The organism is Cohnella thermotolerans DSM 17683 (genome assembly GCF_000429825.1).
Classification (GTDB): Bacteria; Bacillota; Bacilli; order Paenibacillales; family Paenibacillaceae; genus Cohnella; species Cohnella thermotolerans.
Genome location: NZ_AUCP01000054.1, coordinates 24522 through 47571 on the forward strand (window position 1 = coordinate 24522; position 23050 = coordinate 47571).

Below are 23050 nucleotides of genomic sequence, written 5' to 3' on the forward strand. Positions count from 1 at the left end.
GAACGGATCATGATGGTGAACGTGAGAAGCGAGCTTCGCAAGCCGGGTGTCCTGCGCGACCGGGTCGTCGCGAAGGTGCCGGCCAGCACGGCCAATCTGGGCCCCGGCTTCGATACGCTCGGCATGGCCCTCTCCCTCTTCGCTTGGGTCGATCTCCGGCCTTCCACGCCGGAAGAGGGAACGACGATTACGCTGATGGGCGACGGCATGGACGGTCTTCCGACCGACAAGACGAACCTCGTGTACGAAGTGGCGCAGATGGTGTTCGAACGCGCGGGCGTGGCGCTGCCGGAGCTGCATATCGCCATCCGCAGCGACATTCCGCTGACCCGCGGCCTCGGCAGCAGCGCCTCCGCGATCGTGGGGGCGCTTGTCGCCGCCAACGCCCTCATCGGCGATCCGCTCACCCAGGACGAGCTGTTCCAGATGGCGAGCGCGATCGAGAACCATCCCGACAACGTCGGGGCGTCGCTGTTCGGCGGCATCGTGGCTGCCGCCTGGGACGGGGAACGGGCGGAAGCGGTTCGCCTGGAGCCTCCGGCGGAGTTGGAGGCGCTCGTCGTCATTCCGGCGTTCGAGCTGTCGACCAAGAAAGCGCGGAACGTGCTGCCGGAGAGCGTCTCGATGCGGGACGCCGTCTTCAACGTCAGCAACAGCTCGCTGCTGACGGCGGCGTTCGCGACCGGCCGGCTCGATTTGCTGCGCCGCGCCATGCGCGACCGGCTGCACCAGCCGTACCGGGCGGCGCTTATCCCCGGCATGGAGAAGGTGCTCCGCGAAGCGGCCGACAACGGCGCGCTCGGCGCGGTGCTGTCCGGCGCCGGACCGACGCTGCTGCTGCTGGCGGACGGAGGTTCCGACCGGGCGCGGATGGAGCGCTTCGTCGCCGAAGCGATGGCGGCGGAAGGCGTCCCGGTGACGACGAGCTGGCTGAAGCCGTGGGCGAAGGGGCCGGAGACGGCCGTCGTCGATTCGGCCCATCCGGATTTCGGGCTGGAGCCGCATCTGCTGCTTCCGGCCGGAAGAACGGAGGTGAGCGCATGAGCAAGCTTCCGACCGCCGCTCTCCTGCCGAAGGGGACGTTCTCCGACGAGGCGGCGCGCTACTTTTTCCAAGGCGTTCCGGTTGAGCTGAAGTATCAGAAAATGATCGCCGACGTGTTCAAATCCACGGCCCGCGGCGACACCGACTGGAGCGTCGTGCCGATCGAGAACACGATCGACGGCTCCGTCAGCCTGCACATGGACTGGCTCGTCCACGAGGTCGATCTGCCGATTCGCGCGGAATGGGTGTTCCCCGCCGTGCAGAATCTGGTTGGCCGACGCTCCGAGCTGGCGGAAGCGGGGAGCTCCGCGTGGGAACCCGGCCGCATCAAGAAAGTGCTGAGCCACCCGGTCGCGATGGCCCAGTGCTACGAATTCCTGCGCTCGCGGCTGCCGCATGCCGAATTGGAAACGCTAAGCAGCACGGCCGAAGCGATCCGGACGGTTCACGACAATCCGGGCCTCGGCTGGGCGGCCATCGGGACGAAAACCGCGGCCGCCGATTACGGCCTGGACGTCCTGGAAGAGAGCGTCACGGATCACGACAACAACTTCACCCGCTTTTTGCTGGTCGGCAACAGGCCCTTCGGGAAGGCCGGCGCTTCGCACCATAAGACGAGCATCCTCATCACGCTGCCGGAGGACTATCCGGGCGCGCTGCATCAGGTGCTGTCCGCATTCGCCTGGAGACGGATCAACCTGTCGCGGATCGAATCGCGCCCGACGAAGAAGAAGCTGGGCAACTATTACTTTTTTATCGATATCGAGATGTCATTGGATACGGTGTTGCTTCCTGCGGCGATCGCGGAGATCGAAGCGCTCGGCTGCCAGGTTCGCATATTGGGTTCATACCCGAGCTTTCCCTACGAGGGATAAATACCGGAGGTGTCTGGGAACATGTCGGAGCAATGGATTTATCTGAACGGTGAGTTCGTCACCAAGGAAAATGCAAAAATCTCCGTATATGATCACGGTTTCTTGTACGGGGACGGGATTTTCGAGGGTATTCGGATTTACGACGGGAACATTTTCCGCTGCAAAGAGCATCTGGAGAGGCTGTACGACTCCGCCAAGTCCATCCTGCTGGACATTCCGCTTACGTTCGCCGAGATGCAGGACGCGCTGGTGGAGACGATCCGCAAGAACGGCATGCGCAACGGCTACATCCGTCTCGTCGTGTCCCGCGGACTGGGCAATCTCGGTCTCGATCCTACGCGCTGCCCTGCGGCGTTCGTCGTCATTATCGTCGAGGAGCTGTCGATTTATCCGGAAGAGGCGTACCGCGAAGGCTTGCGGTCCGTATCCGTCAGTCCCCGCCGCAACCTGCCCGACGCGCTCAATCCGAAGATCAAGTCGCTCAACTACCTGAACAACATTCTCGTCAAAATCCAGTCCAACCTGGCCGGCGTGGGCGAAGCGATCATGCTGAACTCGCAAGGGTATGTGGCGGAAGGGTCCAGCGACAACATCTTCATCGTCAAAAAAGGCGTCGTCTACACGCCTCCGTGCTACATCGGCGCGCTGGAGGGCATTACGCGGGGAGCGATCATCGATCTGTGCGGCAAGCTCGGCTACAAGCTGAAGGAAGAGCCGTTCACGCTGCATGACGTGTATACGGCCGACGAAGTGTTCTTCACCGGCACGGCCGCCGAAGTGATCGCCGTTCGCGAAGTGGACGGCCGGATTATCGGCGAAGGCCATGCCGGCCCGGTCACGACGCATCTGCTGCAGGAATTCCGCAAGATCGTCACCGTGGAAGGCGTGAAGGCGTTCGAATAAGGCCCGCCCGCGCTAATCGTAAGGCCCGCTGGGAACCGACTGGTTCGGTTGCTGCGGGCCTTTTTTTGCGTGGGCGGGAGACGGCGCTTCGCCACTTGGAGACCGCATTCCGTTCCTCTTCCCTTGGCTGTCTCCCACTTTTTTTTGCGGAGGGATGTCATTTGCCCATGTTCTGCATAGGATGTAGTGATTGTGCGAGGGCATTCGCCCGCACGTGAACCATGAGCGATCAGGAGGGAACGGATTGAAAATCCATATGGTTAAAAAGGGCGACAGCCTCTACAGCATCGCCCAGAAGTACAACGTCTCCCTAGAGGAATTGATTCAGGCGAATCCCGAAATTTCCAATCCGGATGTGATCGAAGTCGGGATGAAAATCAAAATTCCGATGCCTGCCAAGCCCGCGTATGAAATTATGCACCAGCACAAGGTTCAGCAAGGCGACACCCTGTGGAAGCTGTCCAAGGCGTGGGGAATTCCGCTTGAGACGATGATCAAGGCCAATCCGCAGCTGAAAAACCCGAACGTGCTGCTGACAGGCGAGATCGTCAACATCCCGAAGATCGCGGCGGGAGGAGACAACTCGGCGGGGGCGGCTCACGGGCATCATCTCGACGGGCATTTCGGCGAATGGCCTAACGCCAATGTTAATGCCAATGTTAACGCCAACGTGGAGGTGCACCCCGGAACGGGCGTGAAGCCGGGCACGGGCGTCAAGCCGGGCACGGGCGTCAAGCCGGGAACGGGCGTGAAGCCGGAGACCGAGCTAAAGCCGGAACCCGAACCGATGCCGATGCCGGAAGCGAAGGCTCCCGAGCACGCCAAGCATCCGCTTCCTCCGATTCACGTGCATTACGAGCATATCGATCTGTTCAAGCAGTATCAGATTCCGGCCGTTGAGGCCGTAAGCCCCAAGGCCGAAGAGAATTACCCCTTGCATGAAGCGAAAGAAGTCGAGAACAAAAGCTTCGGCTCGGAGTTGGAGCCTAAGCACCACGGGTACGGGCATGAATACGGACACGCAAACGTGCAGCCTTTTTACGGTCACGAATACGGCCATCCGTATGGATACGGTCATGAACACGGCTATTTCCCTGCGAATGAGCCCGTTCACGAGCATAAGCACGAATATGGCGTAAATGAAGCTTTCAAGGATTACGGCGCCCATGCACACGGGATCGGACATGAATACGGCCACGTTCACGGTCATGTTCATGAGTACGGCCATCCGTATGGATACGGCCACCACGTTCATGGATATGGCCACCACATTCCCGGCCACGGCCATCACGTTCATGGCCACCACGTTCCCGGCCACGGGCATCACGTTCATGGCCACGACCACCACATTCACGGCCACGGCCATACTCATGAATACGGCCATATTCCGGAAAACGCGCAAGCCGCGGAGAACAGTCCGCATCCCGTTTTCCCGACGGAAGATTTGGCGAAGATGTACGGCAGCGGGGGATGGACCGGCATACACACGTACGGAGGAGAACACCCGGGGTACGGGTATGGCGGCTACTATCCCAGCAACGTAGCCCCGTTTACGTCGCCTGCCAACGTGAGCCCGACCGCCGTCTCTCCGGTCGCCGCTTGGCCTCATCCAGGCTGCAGCACGTGCACGGGGTCCCCGGTTTGGCCGGGAACGGCCGTGTCTCCGGCCGCCACAAATGCGCCAAACGCGGCATATCCCAACGCGGGTTATCCGGGAGCGAACGTCGGAGCGGTTCCCTATGCGGCAACGCCGTACGCACCGACGGCGGTATCCCCGGCCGCGATCTCGCCCCAGGCGAACGTTCCGTATGGAACCGGTTATTACGGCGCGGGGCAGGTCAATGCGAACTATCCTTACGGGACGACTGCTTACGGTGGGGCTCCCTACGGCGAATTGCCCGTAGGCGACGGCAAGAAGACGAAGGTAGCGGGCAGCTTTGTCGCGAACGTGGAAAAGCCGAGTGCCGATCATTACAGCGCTCACCCTTATTTCACGGCAGCGTTTCCTTTTGCTCCGATCTCGCCGCTGCCCGGACTCGGAACGTTCGTGGACGATTGCCGGGACGAAGAAGGAGAAACGGGCGAAACGGCGGAAGCCAGAGGCAAAGATGCCGGAATCGCCTCCGCTTCGGCGGAATCTGCGCCCAAGAAGTCCGCCGCCAAAGCCAAGATTAAATCCAAATCGCCCGCCCGCTCCTCCAAGCCGAAGCGCAAGCCCAGCTTGCCGTGGGTGAAGTGGTAACGAATGACGCATAATGCCGGAATCCCCGGGCAACAATAGGAAAAAAGCAGAGAAGGGGATTCCGGTGTTCGGTTTACGGATCAAAGACCTCAAAAAACGAATCAAACGCAACCGTCGGCCGGTCTGGTCGTTAGGCATATGGATGGCCTTGTTCGTGGGGGCCGTCGTCTCGGGCACGTTCGTCTCGCGTCACTACATGAACGGATACTTCGAATCCGCCCTGCAGAGGGGCGATTCTTTGCCGGTCTGGTCGGACAACCTTCCGGTGTCATACGATCCCGACGATTCGCAGCGGGGCGAGACGCTGATTGCCTTGTCCAAATGGAAAGGGGACGTCGAAGTCGTCCTGCACCGCACCTACCTGTGCGGGGAAGAGACCAGGCAGCTCGGCCGCCATTCGGCTGCGGAGACGATGGACCTGGTGAAGGCGCATCGGGAATGGAACGCTTCCTTTGATACGAAAGGCCGGGTATACGTGGAGGAGGCGGTCGACGATTTATCACCGGAATGCCGCAAATCCGCTTATATCTCGATCGATCAGGTCGGCAATTTGTCGTTGTTCGACGGTCCTCCCCGCAAGGAGAAGGTGATACGGACGTTTTTCCAATTGGACGTCAAGTCTTTGGAGAGCAGTCTGTCCAAGGAAAAGCTGCACGAACTGACGCAAGGCATTCGCGTCACTGACCGCGACGAATTCAACAGCGTGCTGTCCACGTTCAGCGACTTCGCCGTTCCGAAGGCGACGGACGTGATGAAGCCGACGCGATAAAGACGGGCGCGGACTGCGGCCTGACTGGCTGGCGTCTCCTCCGATTCGGGGAGGCGCTTTTTTTGTTTCGACAACGGGTTGACGAAATTTGGCAGAGCATCCTATAATACAATTACGAAAACCGTATACCGAACATCAAACGCGAGGAAGCACCCGCAGACGAAAGGCAAGACGTCGGGTGCTTCTTTTTTGTTATTCCCATTTTTATCCATTTTCCAGAAAAGGAGATCTCTTCATGAAGAAACGAATGAAGCTTCTGTTGTCGCTTGTCGCCGCTGTAGGATTGTTTGCAGGAAGCGTTATTACATTCCAAGGGGTTTAATCCAACAAGCAAATCGGCGTCTTCGGACGGCAAAGAAGCTGTCCCAGCCGGCCTGCATCCCTCGCGGAAGCCGATCACTCTAACGAACCTGTCGAACGCTATTTGTTAAAAAAACGCGTTTTCGAAACGCTAACGAACCGACGAACCGTTATCGGCCGGATTTTCTTGGCGTGAGACTCCGATTCGAGCGAATAAGGGTATCTCAGTTCGTTAAGTTTCCCCAATAGGCTTGAGCAAGCTAAATAAGATGTCTGAGGTTCGTTAAGTTCCTAATATGCTAAGATTCACTTCCAAAAGTTAAACAAGGACTTCGCCCTTTCTTAAAAATTTATCGAAATGAGGTATACTCCATGCTGAAAAAAATTACGATGGTTTTAATTTTGGCGAGTTTGCTTGGCATGAGTTTTTCGGTACCTTCTTACGCTACTATCGATCCATATATTGATCAAAGTCGTACTAAACTTTCCCTTGAAGTGTTGGTCAACGCCCGTAAGGTTTCCTTTCCGGATGTAAAGCCGATGCAGAAGCAGGGGCGTGTCCTCGTTCCGCTTCGGTTTGTGTCCGATAGGCTGGGGGGCAAGCTTTCCCTCGCTGGAAAGAATATCACAATCGTTAAAGGCGATCGTACCGTCAAGCTTACAATCGGAGCGAAGTCGGCAACAGCCAACGGCAAGACGATCGCACTCGATGTTGCGGCGAACGCCGTGAACGGAAGAACGTTGGTTCCGCTGCGCTTTATTTCCGAAGCACTTGGGGAAAGAGTGGAGTGGGACACGCTAAATCAATACGTTTGGATCGGCAGCAAGGATGTACCGGACATTCTGGATGTCGTTGAATCCCAGGACATTAAGGGATATCTGAAATTTTATAAAGGCGATCTTAATGACCTGCTTTTGAAGGATGATTCGAGAAATTCTTTAACAGAAGTAAAAGTCATTGGAAAACAGGATTTCCCATTGAAAATTGGTAATTACATTTACTATCGAATCGACCGAGCATTCGATAATGAAGGGAAAGAATACGTGCGTCTCGTTAGTACCGAATCGAATGGGTTGGGGCGTCCGCTCTACATTCTTAGAGAAAACAAAGATACCAGAATGCGCGCAGAAAATTATAACATTCGTGAAGATCATAATGGTATCAGGGTCCAGTACAATCCTGTGGTTGATATAACGGACAAGATCGTTTATAAAGAGACGAATTACGACAAGTTAAGGCTGAAAGACATTGATTTTTTGGGCATGTATGCTTTGGAAAAATACCCCCTTCTTATCAAAACGGATTTTCTTTCCTAAGAAGAAGAGGGTGAATGGCATTCATGAAGAGCAAAATAAAACAAGTTCTTCATTTCCTACTGATAGTTTGCATTGTTCTTTCAGACTTTCCTGCCGTTCCAACAGCATCGGCGGCTGCTCCCAACTTGGATTTTGGCAATGCCTCGATTCAGCCGTACAAAGATCCTGCAGAAGCGCCGACCAAGCGTTTTGCGGTGGGCTTCATGAGCTATGAAACATGGCCCAAAGATAACGGCGGTTGGACGAACGCGGCTCCCGATACCGGCAATCCAATTCCCATTTCCTATACGTATTCGTTTACGTTTACGGACCGCACGGTATCGAATGTGAAAGTCTATACCATTAATGAGACTTCCAAAGCGAAGTTGTATTTCAACGAATCTAGGGCATCGAGTAGCGGAGAGGGTGATTACCGCCTATATAGCCCGTTTTTTTCGGAAATTGATTCCATTTCACAGGGGACAATTTCCGGGAAAGGGACAAGTACCGCTAAGATTCCCGTCACTATCAATGGGCTTCTTCAAACTGCCAATGCATACCGAATTCAGTGCACCATGAGCACCTGTGGAACCGAAAAAACGGGCTATCGCTTCTACTTTCCCGTCGTCTTCGAGTTCGAGCTCGACGGCCTTCTCACCACGAAGCCCTTTACCCGCAGCGGAGATAGCCTCGGTTCCGGAACCTCCAAGTCGATGCAGAGCGGCAAGTCATACACGACGAGCGTTTCGAACATCTCCAACTATACGTACGTTGGCTACAAGGAGATTATCGACGGGAAGCCTGGCAGCTTCATCGAGAGTACCAGTCCTCCGCCCGCAACCCATTACGACGGTTCTTACGACGAGAAGCAGATAAATCTCTACTACGAGTCCAATGCTGCAGCCGGTACGATTCACGTTCGGCACATGGTTCGCAACTCGTCTTCCGGATCGTTCAGCCAGTCCTCGGAGAGCAGCATTTCCGTCAAGACGCTTCCGGACACCCGGACCGTAACCCCGGACACGAGCTATGGAACCGTTGTGGGTAGCAGTTTAAGCTACAGCTCGTACAGCAACACCGTGTCGGGTTCCAAAACCGTGACCACGAGCCTGAAAACGGGCCAAGAGGAAGCTTGGGTCACATTCTTTTACGAGAACTCTTCCGACGTACCTGCCGATCCAGGGAGCGTTACCGCGAGCTTTGACATCCTGCCTGGCAATGTGATCAATAACGGAGACAGCTTTACGCTGCGGCCCAAAGATTTTCAGCTGAAATCCTGCACCTATCAATCGCATCGGTATAAGATTGTGGGCCCGGATGGTCAAACCTATTTCACGCCGAATGTCTACGGGATGACAACGGACAGCATGTATACCGCCGATACGTATCCACCCGTCATCAAGTACGATTCCCTGCATACGATCTTCATCCAGGTCTTCAGCAGTTGTGGATCGACGGGGTGGTTATCGCCGCAAACGCTGCAGCTGACGAGTCAGCCGCCCCCACCCGGACCGAGCGGTCCTGTGGCGGTCATTACCGGACCGAGCCGCGTGAAAGCCGGCCAGCCGTTGCCTTACCCGATTACCGGCGAAAGATCATGGGATTGGCAGGACAAACCGATCGTATCGTATACGTGGGACCATCACGTCGTCCAAACGGACCCTGTCTATAATGTACAGAAATACGACACGCCCGGAACGTATACCATTACCCTAAACGTCAAGAACAGCGCGGGCGTTCTGTCCGACGAAGCGACGCATCAAATCGAAGTTGTGCCGAACGATCCGCCGGTCGCCTTGCTCTTGGTTCCGCCGGAAGATACCCGCTTGGGCACGGCCATCATCAAGAGCAAGTCGTTCAGTCCGGACGGCGATGCGATCGTCTCGTACAAATTCGAAATGAAATATGACGCCAACAACAACGGCTTCTCCGATGATGCCTGGCAGACGCTCCAAGAGGGGGATTCGGATACCTATACGTTCCGCAATCCATCTCGGGTCGGCAAGTACCTCTTCCGCTTGACGGCTTGCGAGACCGGCAACATTTGCGGGACGAGCGATACGCAAACGGAAAGCGAACGTACGCTCAACATTCTGAATTTGGAGCCGACCGCGAACGTCAAAACGTCGTCGCCTGTTACGGAACCGGACACGCGCAAGCCGCTCACGATGGACGAGCTGTACAACTCCGGGACCATCGCCTCTCTCGGTACTGGTGCAACCGGCGACAAGTCCGGCTGGGTGCTTCAGGGTGGTAATTTATCAACGAAGAGCTATAAATCGGACTTTGGGATGTTTAATGAAAACTTCGGGGCAGACGACAAGTATTACGGAGAAGATTTCGTTAACCGAACGCTCTACGCCAGCCTTCAGAACAACCCAACGGTTAGCCTTCTGGGAACGTACGACCGGAACACGATCTTTTTCGCGGATGAGAAATACGTGTATTCGGTCGGCCGAGGATCGACGACAAGTACCGCCGTCCTGACTTCATATGATAAGCAGTTAAATGTTCGATGGCAGAATACTTGGACGATGGCGAATAATCACGGGGTTGTCGCAAGCAACAGCGAAACTATAACATCCGTTATGGTCAAGGGCGACAGAATCTATCTCTTGGTACGCGCCACATCGTTGTCGTTTATCGGAAGTAAATTTGATCCCTATACGTATATTTTTAACCGAGAAAATGGCGACTTAGTGGCGGGGCCTCTGAACATCGGGGATAGAATGCAAGACACGGTGAACAGCACGATGTATTATTTTAACAATTTCTATGCCGACAGCAAGGGATTAATTGCTAATACTCAACCTGGTTCCAGCTACGATTGTTCGACTTCGCTTTGTCGAATCTCGTATGATTTAAGCTCCTCCGAAGATTATTACGGGTATTTCGACATAAGTGAACGATACAGGAAGATGCCCTTTTATATCTCCCAGAACAATCAATCGATTTATTACAAAAGCAATAGCGGTGCTGATTGGGTAACTTACAACAACTTGACTCTAGCCGAGCAAAGCGTTCTTGAGTTCCCCTTCGCAACATACTGGCCGAATAGCGACGGTTCGACTCGTCTTCATCTGATCGGTGTAGACGATACCGGAAATTATTATTCGTCGATTGAATACTTGGGAAAAGTCTACATTGTCGTTCACAACTCTGCAGGCCAAGTCATAAGGCAATTTGAAGTTCCAAGTTACCTTCAGTATATAGAGACCGTTGGGACCCCCGTTGCTTATTATGAATACTTCCTCGACCCGAGAAACCCCTACACGGTGGACGGAAAGGGGAACATCTGGACTTCTGACTCTGGAGTCGCGTACGTTATGACGCCGGCAGGGGATATCAAAAACCTTTATACTCTTTCGACGGATAAAGGCACTGCCACGAACCAGGTCATCGCTATTTTAAACGGCTCGGATGGTCTGGTAACGTATATTTCGCTGTTCCATCCAACGAGCACAAGCGCGCCGCAGCTTGAATTTGTCACCTTCGATCCGGACACGTATCTGGTCGTGAATCATTCGGTATCCGGGACAACCATCTCGGCGGATGGCCGAAGCGGAAAGGTGACGACCAAGGATGCCAACCACCCGGATGCAAAAATGTACCCGTTAAATGTCATTCCGATTGGCGACCAGACGTACTTGATCCAGGGCTATGCGTACTCCGATAGCAGCACCTATAAATCCAACCTCTACCTGGTCAAGGCAACCGGAGCACTTACCTATCCGAAAGCATACGACATCGGAACGCCGTCCTCGGATGTGTGGATCGGCAGCGTCATTCCGGAAGGATACAGCTTCCAAGGCGATCTGAAGCCGAGCACCGCTTCGACCGCCGGTGCCGGGTATGTGTACCTCGCGCAAGACGCCAAGAATTACTACAGCGCGGAGTTCGAAGGCGGACAGCTGAAGGTGAAAAAGACGGTAAACGGTACGGCGGCGACCGTATTCTCGAAGTCGTTCGCGCTCGTCGCCGGTCAGACGTATTCGGTCCGCTTCGTTCCGGAGAGCGGCGGATTTTCGGTCTACGTGAACAAGGTGAAGCAAGCCACGATCGCCGAAACGGGCTGGACCAGCGGCAAGTTCGGCGTCATCAGCCGAGGCCAGCCGGGCGTTACGTTTACGAATGCCTTTACCGAAGTGTCCGGCCAAAAGATCGGCAGCATCACGGGCGTTGCGCTGGTCGGTCAGGTGATCGAATACGACGTAACGTTCGACGATCCGGAAGGCGACCCGCGGATCAGCGCGGACGAAACATGGACGTATACCCACAACCCGAACGTGTTCCTGCAGCCGCAAGGAATCTGGAGCGAGAGCGGAAAATCGGTGAAAGCGCCGGTGATGTCGTTTCCGCTGCCGGGCGAGTATACGTTCAAGTTCAAGACGAAGGATGATCCGATTCCGGACTATCCGTACCCGAGCAGCGTCTTTGCCGGCTATCGGAAGGAATCGAACGAAGTCACCGGTACGATCCGCGTTCACCGCAGGCCGGTGGCTGTCCCCGGCGTCACCGTAGGGTCGGACCAGTCCATCTCGTATACGGATAACTCCTACGACCCGGACCGCTACGATCCGGCGACCGGAGCGTATTCCACGGAGAATACGGGCATCGACTATCGATCGAACCACGGCATTATTGACCGCCATTGGCGCTACCGGCTGAAAAATTCCGACGTCTATACGGACGGCCAGCCGAAAAAGCTGTCCAAAGGGAACTATGTCTTCGAGCTTAACGTAACGGATGAATACGGTGCCGATAGCGGTTGGGTCGCGGTGGATGTGACAGTTAACGGTATTGTCGCGCAGCCGCCGATTCCCGGATTTACGGTGACGCCGGCGACATCGTACCGGAACGTCGATTTTACGATTGACTCGACGGCGAGAGACCCGCAGGACGGCGGCCGGGAAAATTTGATCCATCAATATTACATCAAGAACTTGACGACCAATGGACCGGAATATGAAACGCCGTCCACGCGGACAACCTGGACGAGGCGCTTCTCCGAAGGCGGCGCGTTCCAAATCCGCCAGGTGGTGACGAACAGCTTCGGTCTCTCCGCGCAGGCGATCCATACTGTGACGGTCATCAACCGCAAGCCGATGGTGACGGTGACGACGCCGGCCAGCGCCGACCCGAACAACCCGGCGATGCTCAATTCCCTTCGCCCGCAGTTCATTTGGTCCTTCACGGATGCGGACGGGGATTTCCAGTCATCGTACCAGGTCAAGGTCTATCGCTACAACGGTGCGTCGCAAGCGGCAACGCTGCTGCAGGATTACGGAGTCAAAAGCGGCAACGTTCGGACGCTGACCGCTACATCCGATCTGCCGCAGAACCAGACGCTGTTCGTCATCGTGCAAGCTTCGGACGGCCAGCCTGACGGTTTAAGCGACTGGAGCGCGCCGAAATATTTTAAAGTCCGGAACGTCTATCCGCCGGTCGCCGGATTTACGGTAACGCCGACCACGACGTACCGGGGCGTGCCGGTGACGATCGACTCGACGGCCAGCGATCCGCAAGACGGGGACCGGACGAATTTGGCGCATGCGTACTACATTCGGAACGCGACAGCCGGAGACGCAGAGACGCTGCAAAGCAACGTGCGAACGACGTGGACGAAAGCCTTCAGCTCGCTGGGCACGATGCAGATTCGCCAGGTGGTCACGAACAGCGTCGGACTAAGCGCCGAGGCAACGCATACGGTTACGGTTGTGAACCGCAAGCCGGCCGGCGAAGTGATCACGCCCGCAAGCACGAGCCCGAGCTCGCCGACCCAGTTTACGACGCAGCGGCCGACTTTTCAATGGACGTACACCGATGCCGACGGAGATCCGCAAAGCAAAGTCGACCTGCGCATTTACTCGGTCAACCAAAGCGACCCGATCCTTTCGGCCACAGTAACGGGAACCGGCACGAGCTGGACGCCGAATGTCGATTTGCCTCGGGGTCCGGTGATGTACATCCGGATTCTTGTCTACGATGCCTACGACGGGGCGGAGAAGTGGAGCGAGCCGAAGTATTTCCGGCTTAATCAGCCGCCCACCGGGGATTTTAACTGGTCACCCGCCTTGATCTACGAGGGAGACCGGGTCGTCTTCCAAACGGCGGTCGACGATCCGGACCGGGACACGCTGGACGTCACCTACGAGATCGAATCGCCGTCCGGCACGAAAGAAACGTTCCGTTACACGTTGAGCTATCCGTATGCTTCGACAGGCCCAACGCTGACTTCGGACGTTCCGGGCGTGTGGACGGCCACGCTGAAGGTCAGCGACCGCATCGCTCCCGAAGTCGTCAAAAGCAAAACGTTCCGCGTCTGGCCGCTGGGTTTGACGGGCCAAGTGCGCCATACCGACGAATGGGAGGCGAACCGTCTCCATTACAACGCCGAGCATCCCGGCGCGGAGAGGCCCGCCCATTGGTTTTGGGCAGGGGAGGCGTTCGTGCTGGACGCGCTGGCGACCGATACCGGAACCTCAACGACCAAAGCCGTCCGCATCGTCGCCGATGCCGGAGGCGGGCTGCGCAAAGCGCTGAAGCCTACGAACGCTCCGGTCATGAGCGTCTGGACGGAGACGCTCGGCAGCAAGGACGCCGGGTTCGAGCTAAAGGATCTGCCGGAAGGAAACTATACGTTCGTTTTCACCGTCACCTACAGCAACGGAGTCGTCAAAACCGCCCAGGCGACGATCCGCATCCAAGACACAGTCGACGATTACGTGGGAGTCCATCGAATACGCTAGCCCCCCGCGCCCGTTCCGCCGACGTTCGACCGAAACGTTGGAACGGGCGCTTGTCGTTTTCACCGAAACCCATGTTCGTCTCTTTGTTCTCATTCGTGCGAACATTTGCTATAATCTACTTTGGAACTTATAGAGCAGAGAGCGGGGAACAGGGGCATGCGGGTTTTGGGGATCGACCCCGGCATTGCGATTATGGGCTTCGGGTTCGTCGACAAGATCGGCCACCGGATCGTTCCCGTTCAGTATGGCAGCATTCAGACGGAGGCGAATACGCCGACCGAGTCGAGACTCGTTCAAATTTACGACGCTTCCTGCGAGCTTCTGGACCGATACAAGCCGCAGACGATTGCGGTGGAGAAGCTTTTTTTCAGCAAAAACGTCACGAACGCGTTTATCGTGGGGCAAGCGCGGGGCGTCCTGCTGCTGGCGGCGGCGCAGCGCGGCATTCCGGTGGGAGAGTACACGCCGATGCAGGTAAAGCAGGCGGTTGTCGGCTATGGAGGCGCCGAGAAAAAGCAGGTGCAGGAGATGGTTCGGCGGCTGCTGAAGCTGCCCGCCGTACCGAAGCCGGACGACGTAGCCGACGCGCTCGCCGTGGCGATCTGCCACGCCCACTCGATCGTCCTGAACGACAGAATGAACGGAGTGACGCCAACGTGATCGATTTTTTGCGGGGCCGCGTGGTCCATATCGAGACCGAGTACGTCGTGCTCGACGTGCGGGACGTCGGCTACCGGGTGTTTACGCCCAACCCTTACGCTTTGGCTCGCAGCGAGGAGCCGATCGTCCTATACATACACCACCATGTGCGCGAAGACGCGATTCAACTGTTCGGCTTTCCCACACGTGAGGAGCAATCGCTGTTCCGCCGGCTGCTGGACGTTTCCGGAATCGGACCCAAAGTGGCGCTCGGCGCGCTTGCGGGCGGCCGGCCGGAAGTGATCGCCACGGCCATTCAGTCGGAAAATATTCAATTTCTGACGAAGCTGCCCGGCATCGGCAAGAAGACGGCGCAGCGCATGATTCTGGATTTGAAGGACAAGCTGGGCGCCGTGGACGACCGTTGGACCGCCGCATCCTCGGTGCAACTCGCCATGGAAGCGGGCCCGGCAGCCGAATCCGGCGATTCCAACTGGGCGCTCGCCCGCGAAGCGTTGGCCGGTCTCGGCTACCGGGACGCGGAGCTTGACAAAGCCTGGCACGCGATGAAAGGCCAGGTGACCGGGGAAGAGTCGCCGGACGCGTTGATGAAGCGGGCGCTCCAGCAATTGTTCCAGGGATAGGTTGACAGCAAGGCGGCAGCGGGAGAGGAGGACTCGCGGGTGGAAGAGAGAATCGTCACCGCTCATTTGATGATGGAAGACCAGGCGGCGGAGTTCAGCCTGCGTCCGCGATATTTGGCCGAATATATCGGCCAGGCGCAAGTGAAGGACAATTTGAAAATTTATATCGAGGCGGCGAAGCTGCGGAACGAGGCGCTGGACCATGTGCTGCTGTACGGCCCGCCCGGACTCGGCAAGACGACGCTGTCGAACATTATCGCCAACGAGCTTGGCGTGAACATCCGCACGACCAGCGGTCCGGCCATCGAGCGGCCGGGGGATCTGGCGGCGATTCTGACCAATCTGCAGGAGAACGACGTCCTGTTCATCGACGAGATCCACCGGTTGCACCGAACCGTCGAGGAAGTGCTCTATCCGGCGATGGAGGATTACGCGCTCGACTTCATTATCGGCAAAGGGCCGAGCGCGCGTTCGGTGCGGCTCGACCTTCCGAAGTTCACGCTGATCGGCGCGACGACGCGGGCGGGCCTTCTGTCCGCGCCGTTGCGGGATCGGTTCGGCGTCGTTAGCCGGCTGGAGTTCTACACGGAAGAAGAGCTCGCCTATATCGTCTCGCGGACTTCGGATCTGCTCGGCATCGGCATTATCGGCGAGGCGTCGAGGGAGATCGCCAGGCGCTCGCGTGGAACGCCGCGGATCGCGAACCGGCTGCTGAAGCGGGTGCGGGATTACGCCCAGGTGCGCGGCGACGGCATCATTACCGAGGATTTGGCGCACGAGGCGCTGGAACGCATTCAGGTCGATCCGATGGGGCTTGATGCCATCGACCATAAGATGCTGCAAGCGATGATCGCCAATTATCGCGGCGGGCCCGTCGGCGTCGATACGATCGCGGCATCCATCGGGGAAGAGGCCCAGACGATCGAAGACGTCTATGAGCCTTACTTGCTGCAGATCGGCTTCCTGCAGCGAACGCCGCGCGGGCGCGTCGTGACCGCTGCGGCTTACCGGCATTTGGGGTTGCCCGTGCCGGAGAAGCCGTGAGCGGGCCGCGGGGCGAAGAAGGCAAGGCGCCCCCGAAGCTGTTCGTCGTCTATGACGGCGAATGCAATCTTTGCCTGGCGACGGCTGCCAAATTGCAACAAATCGACACCGTTTCGACGTTAGAATGGGTGACGCTGCAATCGCTGATATCCGGCGAGACGAAGCCATGGCCGGCGATCGCCGGGGTCGAGCCGGCTCAATTGGCCGCCCGGATGCACGTCACCGACGAGCAGGGGCGCGTGTTCGAAGGAGCCGACGCCGTCCTGCGGCTGTTGCGCGACGTTCCTTCCCTTCGCTGGCTCGGCATCGTCGGCGAATGGCCGGGCTTCCGAGGCGTTAGCCGATGGCTGTACCGGCTCGTCGCCCGATATCGCTATCAACTGTTCGGCAAGAACGAATCCTGCGCGGATGGAGTATGCACCCTGCCGCGAACGAAACCATCCGACGGAGGGAAATGATGATGATTAAACGACCGACCCTGTTGTTGGGGAAAACGGCGATGCTGGGCGCGCTGCTTGCGGCCGTCGCCGTGGGATCGACCGGAGCCGTGGCGGAAGCGGTTCAGGTTCCGGACCAAATCCGGGTTGCGTTGTTCGTGGACCTCGGGTCGAAATACCAATCGCTCACGCCCGTTGTCACGCTAGGTTCGACGGGAGCGATGAAGCTGTCGCTGAACGGCGTTCCGGTCGCTTCGGCCGCGGCCGGACAGACGCTGCGCTTCGCCGTGGACGGCTATCGCGCGAAGCTGCTCGAGACGGCGGATTACAGCACGGCGATTGCCGTGCTCAAGAAGGTGCAGGCGTCTTCCAAAGCCGGGTTCGTCACGGCGCTGAAGAAGAACGGCAAGACCGTTTACCAGGTGACGGAAGGCAACTACAGCACGGCTGCGGCGGCTGCCGCGGCTTTGACGAAATGGACGAACGCGGGTGTGACGGCCGGGATGCAATCGCTAACGGCCGCTTCCGTCGTCGGTCCTTGGGCGGTGGAAGCGGGCCCTTACGCCAGCGAAGCGGAAGCGTCCGCGGCCTTGACCCGGATCGGCGCCGCGGGACTGGACGCTTTCCTCGCGCGCAAGCCTGCGAACGGAAGCGTTGCCTATTATGTGCGGATCGGACAAGCCTCCGATCCCGCGGGGCTCGAGGCGCTTCAGCAAGCCGCCGCGGCGGCCGGACAGACGGCCCGAATCCCGAACGCTGGAGATCCGTACGTCGTCGTGCGAAGCGACGCGACTTCCGGAACGGCCGCGCAAACGTCGCCGCTGTATGCGCTGCCCCAGTCGGCCGGGATCGCCTTGAGAGTCGATCCGGCCGGCAACCAAGGCATTCAGGTTGCGGAGAGAAGCAAAGGAACGTATCGCGGAAGCATGGAGATCAGCGTGCTCAACAACAACCTCGCGCTTGTGAACGAGCTGCCGCTGGAGCAATATTTGTACTCGGTCGTCGGCTCCGAAGTCGTCGCGAGTTGGCCGCTCGAGGCCCAGAAGGCGCAAGCCGTGGCGGCCCGTTCCTACGCTTTGGCGAGGGGCGCCGGCTTTCAGATCGCGGACGTGGTCGATACGACCGTCAGTCAGACGTACACCGGCATGGCGAGCGAGAACGCACAAGCGATCGCGGCAGTCGACGCGACAGCCGGCGAAGTGCTGACTTACCAGGGGAAAATCGTCGAGGCGGTGTTCTCTTCCAACGCCGGAGGCATCACGGCCGACAATCTGACCGAAGCTTGGGGCAACGACACGCCGTATCTGGCCAGCGCGGTTTCCAGTCCGGACGCCGGCCCGCAGGAGGGCAAGCTCGATTGGTATCGGGTCGTGCTGTCCAGCGGCAAGATCGGCTACATCCGCAGCGATTTGCTCAAGGATAGCGGGACGAAGAACGAAGCGGGCATCCCGCTTTACGAAGTGACGGGCAACGGCGTCGCGGTTCGGCCGAGTCCGCAAATTTCGGCAACCGCAGCTCCGATCGCCACCGCCAACGCGGGAGAGAAAGTCGTCGTGCTGAAGCGCGTTCCGGAATATACGAGCTATAGCTGGGTTGAAGGTCCTTTAACCGCAAGCCAGCTTCTGACCTCCATCAACAAGCGGGCCAAGACGAAGCTGACGAATCTGACGACGCTCGAAGTATCGAAGCGCGGCCCTTCCGGACGGGCGGCGGAGATCGCCGTCAACGGCAAGCCCGTCGATGTCGGCGTACCGGACAATTTGAGGGGCGCATTAGGCGGAATCAGGAGCACCTTGTTCGAGATTGAGGAGACGGGCCGGTTTACGGTGCTCGGCGCGAACGGAGAGCGCAAGGAATTCCCCTCGGATGCGTCTTCCTTGCAGATCGAAGGGGCGAACGGGGCTCGCGCCCAGGCCGGGGACCGCAATCTGATCCTCTTGGGCGCCAAAGGCGAGCTGCGGGCGGCCACGACGACCCCTGAGTTTATTATAAGCGGCAAAGGCTACGGCCACGGGCTCGGCATGTCCCAATGGGGCGCCAAAGGGCTGGCGGACCAGGGGTATGACTATCAATCGATCCTGTTATACTACTACAAGAATGTAAAGATCGAGAAGGATGTCTCCGAATGAACGTTAGCGATTTTGATTTTGAGTTGCCCGAGCGGCTGATCGCGCAGACGCCGCTCGCGGAACGGACGGCTTCCCGTCTGCTCGTGCTTCACAAGGATACGGGGAAAACGGAGCATCGGACGTTTACCGATCTGAAATCGTACCTGAATCCCGGGGATACGCTCGTGCTGAACGACACGCGGGTGCTTCCCGCCCGTCTGTACGGGGTCAAGGCGGATACGGGCGCCAAAGTCGAGCTTCTGCTGCTCAAGCGCATAGAAGGCGACGCCTGGGAAGCGCTCGTTCGCCCGGGCAAAAAAATTCGCAAGGGAGCCGAGCTGCATTTCGGCATCGCTCCGGAAACTTCGATGAAACCGCTCTTGACCGCGGTCGTAGAAGAAGAAGGGGATATGGGCGCCAGGCAAATCCGGTTCCGCTACGAAGGCATCTTCCACGAGCTGCTCGACCGGATCGGGCAGATGCCGCTGCCGCCGTACATAAAGGAAAGGCTTGAAGACCGCGAACGCTATCAGACCGTTTACTCCAAGCATGAAGGCTCCGCGGCCGCGCCGACGGCGGGGCTTCATTTTACCGAGGAGTATCTGGAGGAGATTGAGCGCAAGGGCGTGAACCTGTGCCGGATTACGCTGCACGTCGGGCTCGGCACGTTCCGTCCGGTCGCCGTGGAGAACGTTCGGGAGCACGAGATGCACTCCGAATGGTACTCGGTGTCCGAAGAGAGCGCGGCCCTGCTGAACCGGACCCGCGAGCAAGGCGGGCGAATCGTCGCGGTCGGCACGACTTCGGCCCGAACCCTGGAGACGGTGGGCCAGCGGTTCGAAGGCTCGGCGATCGAGGCATGCAGCGGCTGGACCGATATTTTCATCTATCCGGGCTACCGCTTCCGCGTCGTTGACGCGCTGCTCACCAACTTCCATCTGCCGCGTTCCACGCTCGTCATGCTCGTCAGCGCGCTGGCGGGACGCGAGGCGATTCTGAACGCTTACCGGGAAGCGGTCGAACGGGAATACCGGTTTTTCAGCTTCGGCGACGCGATGTTCATCACCTAGGAGCCTCTGTCCGGACCAAATGGATGGATGCAGAATCTCCTAATCGTATCATTGATTCCAAGTTGTCCTACGGACAGACTCCCAGGAGGCAAGCTTAAGCCATGTCAGCCATTCGTTACGAACTGATCAAGACGTGCGCCCAGACCGGAGCCCGTCTCGGGCGCGTCCATACTCCCCACGGCGCGATCGATACGCCGACGTTTATGCCGGTCGGCACCCTGGCCTCGGTCAAAGGCGTCAGCCCGGAAGAGCTCAAGGCGCTGGGCGCGCAGATTGTTCTCAGCAACACGTATCACCTGTTCCTTCGCCCCGGTCACGAGCTCGTGCGCGAGGCGGGCGGCCTCCACAAGTTCATGAATTGGGATCGCCCGATTCTGACCGACAGCGGCGGGTTTCAGGTGTTCTCCCTGAGCGAGATGCGCAAAATCCGGGAGGAAGGCGTCGAATTCCGCTCTCATTTGAACGGCGACAAGCTGTTCCTCTCTCCCGAGATTGCGACGAACGTTCAGAACGCGCTCGGCTCGGACATAATAATGGCGTTCGACGAATGCCCGCCTTATCCGGCGGAGTACGATTACGTCAAGCAATCGACGGAACGCACGAGCCGCTGGGCGGAGCGCTGCCTGAAGGCGCATGAGCGTCCGGACGAGCAAGGACTGTTCGCGATCGTGCAGGGAGGCATGTTCAAGGATCTGCGCCAGATGAGCGCGCGGGATTTGACTTCCCTGGATTTTCCGGGGTATGCTGTAGGTGGACTAAGTGTGGGCGAGCCCAAGCATCTGATGTACGAGATGCTGGAGGAGACGGTGCCGCTGCTTCCGAGCGGGAAGCCCCGTTACCTCATGGGCGTCGGCTCGCCCGACGCGCTGGTGGAAGGCAGCATGCGCGGCATCGACATGTTCGATTGCGTGCTGCCGACGCGAATCGCGCGCAACGGCACAGCCATGACGAGCCAGGGCCGCCTTGTCGTCAAGAACGCCAAGTACGCGAACGACTTCGGTCCGCTCGATCCGGAATGCTCCTGCTACGCGTGCCGCAACTACTCCCGGGCTTACATACGCCATTTGATCCGGGCGGACGAGATGTTCGGCCTCCGCTTGACTTCGATTCATAACCTGCATTTCCTGGTCCATCTGATGGAACAGGTCAGGGAAGCGATTCGGGAGGACCGGCTTCGCGATTTCAGGGACGAGTTTTTCGAGAAATACGGCATGGCCGACAACGAAAGCGGATTTTAACGAGAGGAGGGGACAACAATGCTGTTAGCCAATAATTCCGGCGGGGGCGGCAATATGCTGATGACGCTGTTGCCGTTCGTGCTGATGTTCGTTATTTTTTACTTCTTGCTCATTCGTCCGCAGCAGCGGAAATCGAAAGAGCGCAATGCCATGCTCCGGGCCCTCAAAAAAGGGGACAGAGTGACGACGATCGGCGGATTGCACGGCACGATCGCGGAAATTACGGACGATACGGTCGTGTTGAAGGTCAACGACGTTACGAAGCTGACGTTCGACCGCTCGGCCATCAATAACGTCACGGCTCGCTCCGAGGCCAAAGCGGAGACCAAATCCGAGTCGAAGGCCGAGGCCAAAGGCGATGCCAAAGCCGAAGCGAAGGCCGAGGGAGAAGCGTAAGCAAGCCCCGCCGCCACCATAACGAAAGCCCTTCCCGTTGCGGACGACCGCAGGGGAAGGGCTTTTTTTCGTCTGCCGCTCACGAGCCCGAAGAGCGGGAAGCCTCCGCGAACCATTTGCGCCGAAAACCCGTCTTGTCCGGATCGAGCGCGGAACGGCGGCGATCGGCCCGTTCGCCGACCTTCAAGCCGATCGCGGTCGCCGCGGCGGCCAGGCACAGTCCGCCGATCATATCCGTAAACCAGTGAATGCCGAGATAAAAAATCGAGAACACGATCGTGACGGCGTTCACCGCCGCAAACAAGGCCCAGCGGCGATTGCCGGAACGCGCGGCAAGCAGGGCCATCGTAACCGACAGGGACGTATGCAGGCTTGGAAAGCAATTGTCGAGCCCCGACAGCGGGCGATAGTCCGCTTCGAAACGCGGGAATGCGTCTAGCATCAGAAAATGGATTTGGGGCGACACGAACCAGGCCTCGTCCACGGGCACGAACAGGAAGAACGGGAGAGCGATCAAATAATTGAGCAGCACGGCGACGCACAACGCATAATAAAGCTTGAAATTGCGTTCGTATGTATAGATGCCGATGGAAGCGACCAACGTCGACTGGAACGACACCAAATAAAAGAACGCGCAAACGAGCGTAAGCGCGTCCGAATGAAGGTAGCGCTGCAAGTCGCCTTGCCAGCTTCCCTCCCAGCCGCTCAGGGCGCGGGTCAGATTGTAGCTTACCGGGAACAGGGCTTCCAGCTTCAACTCGAATTTGTTGAGGATCAGGATGGCCAGCATCGCCAGGAAGTAGCCTAAATACATGGGCGACGTAACCAGCGACTTGACGAAAGCGCCCGCCGGGGCGAGAGGATGCCGGCCCGTGCCGAACCACAGCAGAAGCGCGACGGCGATAACCGAATAAACCACGATGGACATCATGGAGTCAAAAGCGGCCACAACGTCTCCCCCTTGTATGCTAAGAGCAGCTCCTGATTTGGGGGTTGCTCTTATGATTTTTGTACCTTGAAAACTGAATGTAATGGTCCCGGTGGGGGACGCAGCCCAAGCGAAGCGCGGGAGCGGCCCGAAGGGACGAAAAATAGGTGTTTACGATCTTGGGCTGTCCTTGGGAAAATGCCAGTAGGTGCTACCGACGGGAATGTTCCTTCTCCCCCTGTAGACTCGATCAGTCGGGTTCTTCCATCTGAGAGTGTCCCCTTGGCCTCTTCCGTATTTTCCTACACGCTGACTGTATCCCGCGCGTCGCCATCTCTTCCGCATAGCAGAGGAAGGTTCGTGCACCG

16 protein-coding genes are annotated in these 23050 nt (G+C 58.0%); 15 read left to right on the forward strand and 1 reads right to left on the reverse strand.

Annotation, left to right across the window (positions count from 1 at the left end):
• The first annotated feature begins 9 nt into the window (after positions 1–9).
• The 15 genes from thrB to yajC all read left to right on the forward strand — a co-directional run bounded on the left by thrB (position 10) and on the right by yajC (position 21754).
• Positions 10–1044, forward strand: coding sequence for a homoserine kinase (thrB, locus tag G485_RS26125; protein WP_084423263.1), 1035 nt, complete (start codon positions 10–12; stop codon positions 1042–1044).
• Positions 1041–1919, forward strand: coding sequence for a prephenate dehydratase (gene pheA / locus G485_RS0111560; RefSeq protein ID WP_027092693.1), 879 nt, complete (start codon positions 1041–1043; stop codon positions 1917–1919). The genes thrB and pheA overlap by 4 nt, the downstream gene beginning before the upstream one ends.
• Before the next feature lie 21 nt (positions 1920–1940).
• Positions 1941–2822 (forward strand): branched-chain-amino-acid transaminase, encoded by an 882-nt coding sequence (gene ilvE, locus G485_RS0111565; RefSeq protein ID WP_027092694.1) that lies wholly within the window; start codon positions 1941–1943, stop codon positions 2820–2822.
• A gap of 244 nt (positions 2823–3066) precedes the next feature.
• On the forward strand, positions 3067–5064 hold the full coding sequence (locus tag G485_RS30625; protein ID WP_027092695.1) for a LysM peptidoglycan-binding domain-containing protein: 1998 nt from the start codon (positions 3067–3069) through the stop codon (positions 5062–5064).
• A gap of 64 nt (positions 5065–5128) precedes the next feature.
• Positions 5129–5833: a BofC C-terminal domain-containing protein gene (locus G485_RS0111575; RefSeq protein ID WP_035155847.1), complete on the forward strand. Its 705-nt coding sequence runs from the start codon at positions 5129–5131 to the stop codon at positions 5831–5833.
• Positions 5834–6505: 672 nt separating this feature from the next.
• Positions 6506–7450: a copper amine oxidase N-terminal domain-containing protein gene (locus tag G485_RS28375; RefSeq protein ID WP_051318203.1), complete on the forward strand. Its 945-nt coding sequence runs from the start codon at positions 6506–6508 to the stop codon at positions 7448–7450.
• Positions 7451–8004: 554 nt separating this feature from the next.
• Positions 8005–14178 carry a PKD domain-containing protein gene (locus tag G485_RS0111590; RefSeq protein WP_027092697.1) on the forward strand — a complete coding sequence of 2058 codons (6174 nt, stop codon included), beginning with the start codon at positions 8005–8007 and terminating at the stop codon, positions 14176–14178.
• 156 nt (positions 14179–14334) lie between these two features.
• Positions 14335–14838: a crossover junction endodeoxyribonuclease RuvC gene (ruvC, locus tag G485_RS0111595; RefSeq protein WP_027092698.1), complete on the forward strand. Its 504-nt coding sequence runs from the start codon at positions 14335–14337 to the stop codon at positions 14836–14838.
• Positions 14835–15461 (forward strand): Holliday junction branch migration protein RuvA, encoded by a 627-nt coding sequence (gene ruvA, locus G485_RS0111600; RefSeq protein WP_027092699.1) that lies wholly within the window; start codon positions 14835–14837, stop codon positions 15459–15461. The genes ruvC and ruvA overlap by 4 nt, the downstream gene beginning before the upstream one ends.
• A 39-nt stretch (positions 15462–15500) precedes the next feature.
• Positions 15501–16505: a Holliday junction branch migration DNA helicase RuvB gene (ruvB, locus tag G485_RS0111605; protein WP_027092700.1), complete on the forward strand. Its 1005-nt coding sequence runs from the start codon at positions 15501–15503 to the stop codon at positions 16503–16505.
• Entirely contained in the window at positions 16502–16963 is a 462-nt protein-coding gene (locus tag G485_RS0111610; RefSeq protein ID WP_027092701.1) for a thiol-disulfide oxidoreductase DCC family protein, read from the forward strand. Before ruvB ends, G485_RS0111610 begins: the two co-directional genes overlap by 4 nt.
• A 2-nt stretch (positions 16964–16965) precedes the next feature.
• Positions 16966–19071 (forward strand): SpoIID/LytB domain-containing protein, encoded by a 2106-nt coding sequence (locus tag G485_RS0111615; RefSeq protein WP_169732313.1) that lies wholly within the window; start codon positions 16966–16968, stop codon positions 19069–19071.
• Positions 19068–20120 (forward strand): tRNA preQ1(34) S-adenosylmethionine ribosyltransferase-isomerase QueA, encoded by a 1053-nt coding sequence (gene queA / locus G485_RS0111620; protein ID WP_027092703.1) that lies wholly within the window; start codon positions 19068–19070, stop codon positions 20118–20120. Before G485_RS0111615 ends, queA begins: the two co-directional genes overlap by 4 nt.
• 101 nt (positions 20121–20221) lie before the next feature.
• On the forward strand, positions 20222–21358 hold the full coding sequence (gene tgt, locus G485_RS0111625) for a tRNA guanosine(34) transglycosylase Tgt (RefSeq protein WP_027092704.1): 1137 nt from the start codon (positions 20222–20224) through the stop codon (positions 21356–21358).
• A gap of 18 nt (positions 21359–21376) precedes the next feature.
• Positions 21377–21754: a preprotein translocase subunit YajC gene (gene yajC, locus G485_RS26140; RefSeq protein ID WP_051318205.1), complete on the forward strand. Its 378-nt coding sequence runs from the start codon at positions 21377–21379 to the stop codon at positions 21752–21754.
• A gap of 79 nt (positions 21755–21833) precedes the next feature.
• On the opposite strand, the gene G485_RS0111635 is transcribed toward yajC, so the two are convergent.
• A complete protein-coding gene (locus G485_RS0111635; protein ID WP_027092705.1) occupies positions 21834–22703 on the reverse strand; it encodes a phosphatase PAP2 family protein in 870 nt (289 codons plus the stop codon).
• Positions 22704–23050: the final 347 nt, after the last annotated feature.

Bases quoted from the DNA above. Each gene is read 5' to 3' on its own strand.
- thrB (WP_084423263.1), top strand. From the start codon at position 10: ATGATGGTGAACGTGAGAAGCGAGCTTCGCAAGCCGGGTGTCCTGCGC.
- pheA (WP_027092693.1), top strand. From the start codon at position 1,041: ATGAGCAAGCTTCCGACCGCCGCTCTCCTGCCGAAGGGGACGTTCTCC.
- ilvE (WP_027092694.1), top strand. From the start codon at position 1,941: ATGTCGGAGCAATGGATTTATCTGAACGGTGAGTTCGTCACCAAGGAA.
- G485_RS28375 (WP_051318203.1), top strand. From the start codon at position 6,506: ATGCTGAAAAAAATTACGATGGTTTTAATTTTGGCGAGTTTGCTTGGC.
- G485_RS0111590 (WP_027092697.1), top strand. From the start codon at position 8,005: ATGAGCACCTGTGGAACCGAAAAAACGGGCTATCGCTTCTACTTTCCC.
- ruvC (WP_027092698.1), top strand. From the start codon at position 14,335: ATGCGGGTTTTGGGGATCGACCCCGGCATTGCGATTATGGGCTTCGGG.
- G485_RS0111615 (WP_169732313.1), top strand. From the start codon at position 16,966: ATGATTAAACGACCGACCCTGTTGTTGGGGAAAACGGCGATGCTGGGC.
- queA (WP_027092703.1), top strand. From the start codon at position 19,068: ATGAACGTTAGCGATTTTGATTTTGAGTTGCCCGAGCGGCTGATCGCG.
- tgt (WP_027092704.1), top strand. From the start codon at position 20,222: ATGTCAGCCATTCGTTACGAACTGATCAAGACGTGCGCCCAGACCGGA.
- yajC (WP_051318205.1), top strand. From the start codon at position 21,377: ATGCTGTTAGCCAATAATTCCGGCGGGGGCGGCAATATGCTGATGACG.